This is a genomic window from Microcoleus sp. BM001215392 (genome assembly GCF_036700185.1).
Classification (GTDB): Bacteria; Cyanobacteriota; Cyanobacteriia; order Cyanobacteriales; family Microcoleaceae; genus Microcoleus.
In genome coordinates, this window is record NZ_JAUBOJ010000170.1 from 1 (window position 1) to 11,367 (window position 11,367).

The window sequence follows — 11,367 nt, forward strand, 5'->3', positions numbered from 1 at the left end:
ATTGGTTATTGGTTATTGGTTATTGGTTATTGGTTATTGGTTATTAGTTATTGGTAATACAGTCATCGTAGGGTGCGCCGCAGCGCACCTTACCTAATTCAATGGCAAATCGGTGGAATTCCTTTTTTTGCGGATCGTTGTGCTTGCTATGACTTGATAGTGTTGAAAATATTGCCAAGTGTCAGCGGCCTAACGAATAATGAAACAGCGCTCATTATCCGTCAGCCGTTAACACTATTTGCGAGCTTTATAGAAGCGCACAAATAATTTTTCCATTTCAATCCAGACAAACATTAGAGCGCTGAATCCGAAACAAATCAGCAATTCAAAGGGTGTCAAATAGTGAGTTCCGAAAAATGCTCTCAGCGGCGGAACATAAATCAGCATTAATTGCAAAGCAGTAGTCACAATCACAGCTCCCCACACAAAAATGTTGGTGAAGGGGTTTAACTCGATCGTTAACTGAGTGTTAGACCGAATTGCGATCGCGTGACCCATTTGCGCCAAACACAGAGTGGTAAATACCATAGTTTTCCAAGCATCTGGATCGCCGTGTCCGGGAGTGTGAGTATATCCGTAAGCCCAGGACATCATGGCGATCGTCAAAATTGCAAAAATAATCCCGATCCGCACCATGTAAGAACCCAAACCCCGCGCAAATATACTTTCGCGCGGACTGAAAGGAGGCTTTCTCATCACGTTCGGTTCGGCGGGTTCCACGGCCAAGGCCAAAGCGGGAACCCCGTCTGTGACTAAGTTCATCCACAAAATTTGGAGCGGGGTTAGCGGCACTCCTCCCAAACCCATTAAAGGTGCGGCCGCAATTGTCAAAACTTCGCCGATGTTGCTGCCTAAAATGTACTTAATAAAGCGGCGAATGTTGGTATAAACGACTCGCCCTTCTTCGGCGGCGGCGACAATAGTTGCGAAGTTGTCGTCGAGAAGCACCATATCGCTAGCTTCTTTGCTGACATCGGTGCCGGTAATTCCCATGGCGATGCCGATATCGGCTTGTTTTAAGGCGGGGGCGTCGTTAACGCCGTCGCCGGTCATGGCTACAAATTCGCCTAAACTTTGCAAAGCTTGGACGATGCGCAATTTGTGTTCGGGGGAGACGCGGGCGTAAACGCTAACCTGTTTGACTTGCAGTTTGAGTTCTTCTTGGCTGAGCTTTTCTAATTCTTGACCGGTCAGAACTCGATCGCCCTCTGTGGCAATACCTAAATCATAGGCGATCGCCTTTGCAGTCAACTGGTGATCTCCGGTAATCATCACCACCCGAATTCCTGCATCGCGGCACTTCACCACGGCTTCGCGCACTTCCGGGCGCGGCGCGTCCAGCATACTGACGAGTCCCAGCCAAATCATGTCTTGTTCGCTGGTTTCCTCGGAACCTTCGGGCGGCAGGTTTTCCCAGATTTTGTATCCAAATCCGAGAACTCGCAAACCTGCGCTTGCCATGTTATTGTTTTCGGCGAGAATGCGCTCGCGCATTTCCTGGTTTAAAGGTTGTACTCGATCGCCGACTATAATGCCTTGGCAGCGTTCCAAAGTCAACTCGGGAGAACCTTTCGTCAGCATCAAATAATTCTGCTGCTGTCCGTTTGGTGCGGGAAATCCCGAATGTCCCGAATGTCCGGGCACTTCGCAAATCACGCTCATCCGCTTGCGTTCGGAAGAAAAAGGAAACTCGGCCGTCCGCTGTAGCAATTGAGACTGTTTTTCCTTATATATGCCTGCTTTTCCGGCTAAAGAAAGCAGAGCTCCCTCCGTGGGGTCGCCTAAAATCTTCCATTCTTGCTGTTCGTGCTGCAATATTGCGTCGTTGCAAACTGCACAAGCAATTAATAAAGATTCTAGTTCTGGATATTCCTCTAAATTAGTAATTTGGGCTGATGTATGCCGATCGGTAAAATCTCCGATCGGGGCATACCCAGATCCTCCGACGGCGACTGTGCAGTCGCCTGTAGATAGTAGCTGAACTACCATTTTATTTTGAGTCAGAGTACCTGTTTTGTCGGAACAAATGGTTGTTACCGAACCCAAAGTTTCTACAGCCGGAAGTTTGCGAATTAGAGCGTTGCGCTTCACCATCCGCCTAGTTCCCAGCGCCAAAGTAACTGTGACGACGGCCGCAAGTCCTTCGGGAACGACAGCCACAGCCATGCTGAGAGAAACTTCTAACAGTTCTTCAAACCTGCTGGTATCGAAACCGATGCCGCCGTTTTTGAAGGTAATCATGCCGCCAACGACGACAACTGCGACTAAGGCTAGGGCACCGGAGACTAGAACATTTCCTAACTGGCCCATCCGCTGTTGGAGGGGAGTCGGTTCGCTTTCTACTGACTGAAGCATGGTGGCAATTTTGCCTAGCTCAGTTTGCATTCCGGTGTTGGTGACGATCGCCTTGGCCCGTCCCTGGACAACTTCTGTGCCCTGAAAAATCAAGTTAAGCCGATCGCCCAAGGAAGCATCTTCAGGAAGTTCTATATGAGCTTGCTTGGTAGCTGCGATCGCTTCTCCCGTCAAAGCAGATTCTCTGATTTGCAGGTTGTTCGATTCGATCAAGCGTCCGTCGGCGGCGATTTTTACCCCAGCCTCTAACAGCATCACGTCTCCGGGTACGAGTTCCTTGGCTGCTATTTCTGAAGTTTTGCCGTCCCGCAGGACTCTGACTAGGGGGGAAGAGAGGTTTTTGAGGGCTGCGAGGGCTTTTTCGGCACTTTGCTCTTGGAAATAGCCCAGAATACCGTTGAGTATGACGATCGCAAAAATGGCGATCGCATCTTTGGGAAAAGTATTTGATTTGATGTCCAAGAATCCAGAAATCACGGCCACACCCATCAGCATCAACAACATGATGTTGGTGAACTGATCGACAAAAATCGACCAAGAACTGCGGCCTCCTGTTTCTTCTAGTTCGTTGGGGCCGTATTGCTGCAAGCGTTCTGACACCTGTTGGCTGCTCAAGCCCGCATCTTTGTTGCTGCTGAGCTCTGAGATAGTTTTGTCAATTGCTACGGTGTGCCAAGAAGAGGGAGAAGTTGAAGACATAAATTACGATCGAGCATAGGGCAATTAGGTGACTGTGGCTGGACAAGCTACAGCCGATGAATGTGGCTGATTGCAGTGAAAGAGTGTTTAGTTTTGAGTTCTGAATCAAAAACTGGTTAACTTGAGACTCGTATTGGGCCCCGGTTCGATGCCTAGAGTGCAGGAAGCTGTCAACTTCACTGCGTCTGGCGGCTCTCTCGCGCCGTTTGTAGACCTACCGCTGATAGCACTTATCCACCTTACAACTAAAAATTAGCAATTTCTCCAGCTTTTACCCAAGACCCAACCCCTGAGTTTTCTCGCTAAATGCCGATCTTGCGGGCAAAAATTGAGGCTCAGGCGATCGCCCTGGCAATCTTTTGGATTTTATCAAAACCGAATTCTGCCGACATCCTGCATCCGGCATAATTTTTGCTTTCTTGCCTATTCCCGCTGCCTGCTTTTCGCAAAACTTTAATTTCCTTAACTTTTCTTAATAATTCCGATTTTGTCTGGTAAAGCCCACAGGGGCGATCGCTCCCCTGGATAATTCCGGGCGAGCCGAGGGTCAAAAAGGGCGATTTAATCAAACTCTTGTTTAATCGCTAGAACCTCGCATCTACCGCAGGAATGAGATTTTCCGGCACTCGCCCCACCCGGATTTACCTTCTCAGAGGGATAAGGTTCTGTAATAATTTGTAATAAACAAAGACGAACGAGCATTGTATAAAGGTTATCAGAGGGTTGAAACGACAGGCTAAAGTTAACAAAAACACTGATTGACAAGGTTTGTCGCATCTCATAAAAGGTGTAAAATTTTCTAAGGTTTCTTAAACGTCCGTTGCAATGTCACAATAGTACAGGTAGCGGAAAGGGAGAGAACGAGCCGACGCCTCGCAGTAGCTGGCGTCAACCTTCAACCCTTACAGGTTTAACAGCCTGAACAAATTTAACTTAACGGTTTTATACCGCAACCAAACTCAATTAACTCAAGTAGGAGAGTTCTTTCATGTTTGACGCATTTACAAAAGTGGTTTCCCAAGCAGACGCTCGCGGTGAATTTTTGGCCACCGGCCAATTGGATGCCTTGAGCCAAATGGTTGCAGAAAGCAACAAGCGGATGGACACAGTAAACCGCATCACCAGCAACGCTTCCAGCATTGTTGCTAATGCAGCTCGTTCGCTTTTCGCCGAGCAGCCTCAGTTGATCGCCCCAGGCGGCAACGCATACACCAGCCGCCGCATGGCAGCTTGCTTGCGCGACATGGAAATCATCTTGCGCTATGTCACCTATGCGATTTTCGCAGGCGACGCTTCGGTACTTGATGACCGTTGCTTGAACGGCCTTCGCGAAACCTACTTGGCATTGGGAACTCCCGGCGCTTCCGTAGCAACCGGCGTTCAAAAAATGAAAGAAGCAGCTTTGGCGATCGCTAACGATCCCAACGGTGTAACTCGTGGAGATTGCAACTCCTTAATGTCTGAAGTCGGCAGCTACTTCGATCGCGCCGCTTCCGCAGTAGGCTAAACCTCAGCCATTGCCACCAAATTTGTTAAGTAGCGCGATCGCGCTGGCGACAAATCACATTCGTACAAAAAACGCAAACATTAGGGAGAAAGCAAACCATGAAGACCCCATTGACTGAAGCAGTCACAGCAGCAGATTCTCAAGGCCGTTTCTTGAGCAGCACCGAAATCCAAACAGCTTTCGGTCGTTTCCGCCAAGCAACCGCCAGCTTAGAAGCAGCCAAAGCTTTGACAGCCAACTCTCAACGCTTGATCGACGGTGCAGCCCAAGCAGTGTACAACAAATTCCCGTACACCCAACAAATGCAAGGCCCTAACTACGCTTCTACCGCAACCGGTAAAGCAAAGTGCGCCCGCGACATCGGCTACTACCTGCGCATGGTGACCTACTGCTTAGTTGCAGGCGGCACAGGCCCAATGGATGAGTACCTGATTGCTGGTATCGACGAAATCAACCGGACATTTGAACTGTCCCCTAGCTGGTACGTTGAAGCCCTCAAGTACATCAAAGGCAACCACGGCCTGAGCGGCGACCCCGCAGTGGAAGCTAATTCCTACCTCGACTACGCAATCAACGCCCTGAGCTAGATTTGCGTGATGCCCGGAATTGTAAGCTGCTGTTAGCTTTAGTGTTAACTGTTGTTTACGATTCCGGGCATCTGCGATCTCAGCCGAATTTTCCAAATACTTTTTTTACAAGTTTTCAGTTTTTAAAGCAAAAAGGAAGAAGCGAAGATGGCGGGATTAGGTGCGGCAGAACGGTTAGGAATAAAAGCATTTGAAGAAGCCGGACAGGTAGAACTGCGCCCATATTGGACGCAAGACGACGCGAAAGCAGTAATTCGCGCTGCTTACAGCCAAGTTTTCGGGAACGAGTATTTAATGTCGAGCGAGCGAGTTACCAGCGCCGAATCTCTGCTGTTACAAGGACTGATTTCAGTTAAAGATTTTGTGCGGTCAATTGCTCAGTCCGAAACTTATCGGAAAAAGTTTTTTTACCCGAACTCGCAAACGCGGTTAATTGAGCTAAATTACAAACATCTGTTGGGCCGCGCTCCTTACGACGAGTCGGAAATTGCTTTCCACGTTGATTTGTACAACGCAGAAGGCTACGAAGCTGAAATCAATTCTTACATTGACTCAGTTGAGTATCAAGAAAACTTTGGCGAAAGTGTAGTTCCTTACTATCGCGGTTTCTCAACTCAAAGAAATCAAAAAACAGTCGGTTTTAACCGGATGTTTCAATTGTACCGGGGTTTTGCTTCGAGCGATCGCGCCCAAAACCAAACCCAAGCGCGCTTAACTTGGGAAGTAGCCAGAAATACGGCTTCGCCCATCTACACCGCAGGTAGCGGAAAATCTATCGCTGGCGCCAACGGCGGTTCTCGCGGGAAACTCTACCGAGTCACCGCAATGCAAGGTTCGGCTAAATTTGCGCCCCAAGTACGGCGGACAACTACCGAATATCTCGTACCTTACGAGCAGCTTTCGAGCCGCTTGCAACAAATCAACAAACGTGGCGGCAAAGTGGTAAGTATTACCGCAGCTTAAAGTTTGTAAAGACGTTTTTTTACAGCGTCTTTAGCATATTAGGACTAATTTATATGTATGGGTAAGGTGCGCAGTGCGCACCCTACTTTGACACATATTAGCCTGAGTCCTAAAATTTTTAAGTAAAACAAAAGTTTCAATTAACACTCATAAATTTAGGAGAAAATCTGGTGGCTATTACCACAGCAGCGTCCAGACTGGGAACATCCGCATTGAGCGATGCACCGCAGGTTGAATTGCGCCCCAATTACACCAAAGATGACGTAGAAACAGCCATTCGCGCCGTCTACCGTCAGTTGTTGGGCAACGATTATTTGATGAAATCCGATCGCCTGACAAGTGCTGAATCACTGCTGCGAGATGGCAGCTTAACGGTGCGAGAATTTGTGCGCGCCGTGGCAAAATCGGAACTGTACAAAACTAAGTTTTTCTACAACAGCTTTCAAACTCGGGCGATCGAGCTAAACTACAAACACCTGCTCGGTCGCGCTCCCTACGACGAATCAGAAGTAGTTTATCACTTAGATTTGTACCAAACCAAAGGCTACGAAACTGATATTGATTCTTACATCGATTCAGTCGAGTATCAAGAAAGCTTCGGCGAGAATATCGTCCCTTACTACCGCGGTTTTAACACGCAGCGCGGTCAAAAAACCGTCGGTTTTACCCGGATGTTTCGCCTGTACCGCGGCTACGCAAACAGCGATACATCTCAACTAGAAGGCAATAACTCCCGCCTAGCCGTCGAACTCGGCACTAATACCGCTACGGCTGTAGTCGGCCCCTCCGGCGGTAACGAAGGTTGGGCATATCGGCCCTCGGCGCAAAACGTGACTCCCAGCAGCGGTTTCGGTGGCGCAGCAGCTTACGGCAAAGAAGGGCGGCTGTTCCGCGTGGAAGTGTCGGGAATTCGCACAGGTGGCTATCCCAGCGTGCGCCGCAGCAGCAAAGCGTTTATCGTACCTGTTGATGATTTGTCCTCGCAAATGCAGAAATTTCAACGCATGGGCGCGAAAATCGCCAGCATTACTCCAATTTAGTTAGTTGTTATTGGTTATTAGTTATTGGTTATTGGTTATTGTCACAAACAAAAACCAATAACCAGTAACAAGTAACAAATAACAACTAACCAATAACAAATAACAACTAACCAATTCCTAAGAAGCTTATGTTTGGTCAAATCGTAGCTGGAAAAAGTGGGAATACAGCTTCCGCCGGTCGCTGTTTTCGGTATGAAGTTGTGGGCTTGCGCCAAAGCGATGATACAGAAAACATGGATTATTCGATTCGATCGAGCGCGAGTACATTTGTGACCGTGCCGTACAATCGGATGAATCAAGAAATGCAGCGGATTACTCGCATGGGCGGGAAAATTGTCAGCATTCAGCCGCTAAGTGCGATCGCCGAATCATCTTCGGATGATAATTAATAGCAATTGAAAAGCCGATTGAAAAGGGCGATTGAAATCGCTTCTACACAAACAATGTCCGCCTCCGCGGACGAAGAGTAAGAGTGAATTTAACCCGCGCAGGCGGGTTTCGTTTGTATAAAAGCGATTTCAATCGCCGAGTTTCCCAACCCGCGCAGGCGGGTTTTGTCTGTATAGAAGCGATTTCAATCGCCGAGTTTTCCTAATAACTAACGACTATGAATTATGATGAATCCGACTCACCACCGGCGGGTGTAGCTGACGGCGAGTCTTTAACATTAGAACAGGCGATCGCAAATTTGCACTCCCAAGACTACAGTCTCCGGTATTACGCTGCTTGGTGGGTAGGCAGATTTCGAGTCAAGGAACCGGTAGTTATTGCAGCTTTGATTGCGGCATTGCAAGAAGAATCAGAACAAACAAAAATCGGCGACTATTCCCTACTGCGAAATGCGGCGCGGGCGTTGGGAAAATTGGGTGACAAACAAGCCTTGCCGGCTCTGATTCACTGTTTGGAATGCGCCGATTATTACGTGCGGGAAGCGGCGGCTCAAGCATTGGAAATGCTGGGCGATCGCGATTCCATTCCACCGCTGATGAAACTATTAGATGGGGGCGTAGCTGTAGCCCTGCGAGTGCCTGGAAAATCGCACCTCGTGCAGCCTTACGACTCGGTAATTGAAGCTTTGGGTACGCTGGGAGCGACAGAAGCAATACCGCTAATTGCACCTTTTTTAGAGCATTCTGTGGAGCGCGTGCAATATGCTGCGGCGCGAGCAATGTATCAGTTAACTGGGGAAGCGGTTTATGGAGAACTGTTGGTAACTGCTTTGAACGGGGATAATTTGCAGTTGAGACGATCGGCTTTAATGGACTTGGGGGCGATCGGCTATTTGCCCGGAGCTGAGGCGATTGCTGAAACTTTAGCAGAAAATAGCATGAAATTGATTGCTCTCAAAGGAGTTTTGGAGCATCACCTCGATCGACAAGGCTCTCTATCTTTGTCAGATGAAGCTATCCAAGTTATGAACTTAATGGATAGCCTTTTGTAAAGAGCGCAGGGAACTATTAACTTAACAATTAATACCCAATCGCAGCGCTGTTTGCTTCGTAGCTGCCTGCGATGCTTCTATTAGCTGTTCCCCAAATTTCTGCACTTTTTCAACTAAAATCTCTCCCGCACTTTCGGGAGAACCAGCATTAAAAGGCGGCGCGGGATTGTACTCTAAAATTAACTGAATCATTTGGGCGGTTTCCTCGCCGCAGAGCTTAGCAACAAGCACCAATCCAAAATCGATACCAGCAGTTACGCCACCGCCTGTAATTCGATCGCGCTCGACAACAACTCTCTCGGTTCCAACTTCAACGCCCAGCATTGCTAGCTGGTCACGAAACGCCCAATGGCAAGCAGCGCGGTATCCTTGAAGCAATCCAGCAGCAGCTAAAATTAAAGAACCCGTACAAACCGAGGTGATATATTTGGCTGTTTTGCCCTGTTGGCGCAGAAAATCCAGTACCTCCGTATCTTGCATCATTTCCACTTGTCCGATCGCGCCACCGGGAACGCACACAACATCTAAAGCCGGACAGTCATTGAAGGTAGTAGTTGGCAAAATCGTCATTCCTTCGTTACTTGTCACCGGTTCGAGAGTCTTCCATAACAGCAAAACGCGAGTGTCAGGCATCATCGAAAATACTTGGTGAGGGCCGGTCAGATCGAGTTGCGTCATGCCGGGGAAAATCACCAGGCCAATATGATATTTTGGTTGAGTTGTCATTTTTCAAATTATCGAACTTTTGCTATGAATTATGGTAGGAAGTAATCGAAAAATTTCATAGTCCCCAAGTGGGTACACTTTGAAGCTATAAATGGCTAATTCTCTTTATTCGTTATTTGATGCGATCGCCCGCGCGCGCGACGAGAGCGAACTCCGACTGCGGTTTATGGATGGAGTTGGCGAGCATTTTGGAGTACAGCGCTGGGGCATTTCTTTCCTGAACGAGCAGTCCGGCATTGCTGAGATTGATGTTCGCGGCGTACCCAATGTTAGCGCTTTTTTAGAGCGCTACGAAACAGTAGGTCGTGCCGTCGATCCGGTGCTGCGCTACGTCGCCCTGCGCCACGCTCCCGCTCACGAAGAAATGGTGCTACCATCAGGCGGTTGGAAGCAGTGCGAACTTTATCAGCGCTGTTGTGCCTACTATGACCACGAGCATATTATGACCGGGCCAATTGTCGGCGGAGGCCGCCTGATCGGTACAGTTAATTTTGCCCGCGTGGGCGATAATCCTGCATTTGGTGCGGAAGAAATTGCTAACTTGGGTGCTTTGTGCCTGCATTTGTCAGCGAGTCTGGCAACGTTACAAGTGCGATCGATCGAACTTAATTCCCCCTTAGCAAGTCGTTTGACACCGCGAGAGCTACAAATTGCTGAATTGGTAGCGCGGGGATTAACCAATGCAGAAATTGGGGCAGCGCTGTGGATTACGCAGAATTCTGTCAAACAAGCTCTCAAACGGATGTTCCGCAAGCTGAATGTTTCGTCTCGCACCGAGATGATAGGGCAAATTCACGGGATTTTGACTTGGTAAAAAGTATTACTAAAATCAGCAATTTCAAATCTAATACTGTGCGAATAAAAGGTTCGTCGCTCATTGATGGTTTGATTCGGGTACTATGTAAATGTCAACTGTCAACTGTCAACTGTCAACTGTCAACTGTCAATAAATGGCATTAGAACTAATTCAGGCCGTCGAACAAGCAGATTCTTCCGAAGGCTTGTTAAACTCCGTCAAAGCACTGGCGGCCGCTGACTCAAAAGCAGCAATTCCTACCTTAATTACAGTCCTCGGCTACAACAACCCAGGCGCCGCCGTGGCCGCCGTTGACGGGCTGATTCAACTCGGAGAACCTGCGGTGCTGCCGCTTCTCGAACAGCTTGACGGCTACAATTACGGAGCGAGAGCTTGGGCGGTTCGGGCTTTGGCGGGAATTGGCGATCCTAGGGGTTTAGAGATTTTGCTGGATGCGGCGGCGAATGACTTTGCTTTGAGCGTGCGGCGGGCGGCGGCTAGGGGTTTGGGGACGATTTGCTGGGAACTGATGCCGACACAACAAATTGCAGATGCTCAACTTCGTACTGTGAAAACGCTGCTGCAAGCGTCCCGAGATCCGGAATGGGTGGTTCGCTACGCAGCAGCGGGAGGTTTGCAAGCTTTGGCTGGTGCTGCGACTGTTAAACCGGATTGGTTAGCGGAAGTTTCGGCAAAACTTGAGGAAATGGCCGAAAGTGATGAAACTTTGGCAGTTAGAGCCCGGGCTTTGCTTGCACAGCAAAAATTGTTACCTGGCTAGGGTTTGGGCGATGAGCTCTTCCAAGTCCCCTTGACTGAGAGTGGTTAATATAAAAACTTCTTGTACGGTTTTGCCTTGTCTGGCGATGATTTTAAATCCCCCGCGAATCGGTACAGACACTCTTAATGTCATGTGGGGGATGTGTCCTTTAACTTTGTTAATGACTCCTGGAGTAACGGTTTGAATGCCTATTCTGAGAGTCAGGCGCTCTAAAATCGGTATCAAACCGGGAAGGTGAGTAGAGTGATTCCAAACTAGGCGGCCTTTGGATTGTGCGTTCATGACTTTTTTACCAAATTCAACATACCCAGTCTAAGCCACCCCCGGCTGGAACCAATTTGCAATTCCCTCAACTTATGTATCAATGACCTTACTGTGCGCGCCCTTGCGAGCAAAGACACGCAATCTCAAATCGTTTTTTTGCTCCCGGGCGCGCTTGCTGAGATTTGACGGCGCAGAATTGTCCCCTACT

At 48.6% G+C, this 11,367-nt stretch carries 12 protein-coding genes; 8 read left to right on the forward strand and 4 right to left on the reverse strand.

Features of this window, described 5'->3' with window-relative positions; genetic code table 11:
- Positions 1-234 precede the first annotated feature (234 nt).
- Both QT974_RS18355 and QT974_RS18360 read right to left on the reverse strand, forming a co-directional pair.
- The gene (locus tag QT974_RS18355) at positions 235-3,054 is read right to left on the reverse strand and encodes a cation-translocating P-type ATPase (protein ID WP_333469873.1); all 2,820 of its coding nucleotides are present in this window, start codon (positions 3,052-3,054) and stop codon (positions 235-237) included.
- Between the two features lie 335 nt (positions 3,055-3,389).
- Positions 3,390-3,623 (reverse strand): hypothetical protein, encoded by a 234-nt coding sequence (locus tag QT974_RS18360; RefSeq protein ID WP_333469874.1) that lies wholly within the window; start codon positions 3,621-3,623, stop codon positions 3,390-3,392.
- Between the two features lie 419 nt (positions 3,624-4,042).
- Here QT974_RS18360 and QT974_RS18365 point away from each other — a divergent pair, with 419 nt between their 5' ends.
- From QT974_RS18365 to QT974_RS18390, 6 genes are all read left to right on the forward strand, one after another.
- Positions 4,043-4,561 (forward strand): phycocyanin subunit beta, encoded by a 519-nt coding sequence (locus QT974_RS18365; RefSeq protein WP_193972088.1) that lies wholly within the window; start codon positions 4,043-4,045, stop codon positions 4,559-4,561.
- Positions 4,562-4,659: 98 nt separating this feature from the next.
- The gene (gene cpcA / locus QT974_RS18370; RefSeq protein ID WP_333352939.1) at positions 4,660-5,148 is read left to right on the forward strand and encodes a phycocyanin subunit alpha; all 489 of its coding nucleotides are present in this window, start codon (positions 4,660-4,662) and stop codon (positions 5,146-5,148) included.
- A gap of 147 nt (positions 5,149-5,295) precedes the next feature.
- Positions 5,296-6,111, forward strand: a complete 816-nt coding sequence (locus tag QT974_RS18375; protein ID WP_333469875.1) for a phycobilisome linker polypeptide — start codon at positions 5,296-5,298, stop codon at positions 6,109-6,111.
- Between the two features lie 170 nt (positions 6,112-6,281).
- On the forward strand, positions 6,282-7,151 hold the full coding sequence (locus QT974_RS18380; protein ID WP_333469876.1) for a phycobilisome linker polypeptide: 870 nt from the start codon (positions 6,282-6,284) through the stop codon (positions 7,149-7,151).
- Positions 7,152-7,279: 128 nt separating this feature from the next.
- Complete coding sequence (locus tag QT974_RS18385; RefSeq protein WP_333469877.1) at positions 7,280-7,540, forward strand: phycobilisome linker polypeptide; 261 nt, start codon at positions 7,280-7,282, stop codon at positions 7,538-7,540.
- A gap of 218 nt (positions 7,541-7,758) precedes the next feature.
- Positions 7,759-8,592 carry a HEAT repeat domain-containing protein gene (locus QT974_RS18390; RefSeq protein ID WP_333469878.1) on the forward strand — a complete coding sequence of 278 codons (834 nt, stop codon included), beginning with the start codon at positions 7,759-7,761 and terminating at the stop codon, positions 8,590-8,592.
- Positions 8,593-8,613: 21 nt separating this feature from the next.
- Here QT974_RS18390 and QT974_RS18395 read toward each other — a convergent pair whose 3' ends face one another.
- Positions 8,614-9,318: a DJ-1/PfpI family protein gene (locus QT974_RS18395; RefSeq protein WP_333469879.1), complete on the reverse strand. Its 705-nt coding sequence runs from the start codon at positions 9,316-9,318 to the stop codon at positions 8,614-8,616.
- 91 nt (positions 9,319-9,409) lie between these two features.
- On the opposite strand from QT974_RS18395, the gene QT974_RS18400 reads away from it, so the two are divergent.
- Together QT974_RS18400 and QT974_RS18405 are read left to right on the forward strand one after the other, a co-directional pair.
- The gene (locus QT974_RS18400) at positions 9,410-10,132 is read left to right on the forward strand and encodes a helix-turn-helix transcriptional regulator (RefSeq protein ID WP_333469880.1); all 723 of its coding nucleotides are present in this window, start codon (positions 9,410-9,412) and stop codon (positions 10,130-10,132) included.
- A gap of 136 nt (positions 10,133-10,268) precedes the next feature.
- Positions 10,269-10,895, forward strand: a complete 627-nt coding sequence (locus tag QT974_RS18405) for a HEAT repeat domain-containing protein (RefSeq protein ID WP_333469881.1) — start codon at positions 10,269-10,271, stop codon at positions 10,893-10,895.
- On the opposite strand, the gene QT974_RS18410 is transcribed toward QT974_RS18405, so the two are convergent.
- Complete coding sequence (locus tag QT974_RS18410; protein ID WP_333469882.1) at positions 10,884-11,177, reverse strand: DUF2103 domain-containing protein; 294 nt, start codon at positions 11,175-11,177, stop codon at positions 10,884-10,886. The genes QT974_RS18405 and QT974_RS18410 overlap by 12 nt on opposite strands.
- Positions 11,178-11,367: the final 190 nt, after the last annotated feature.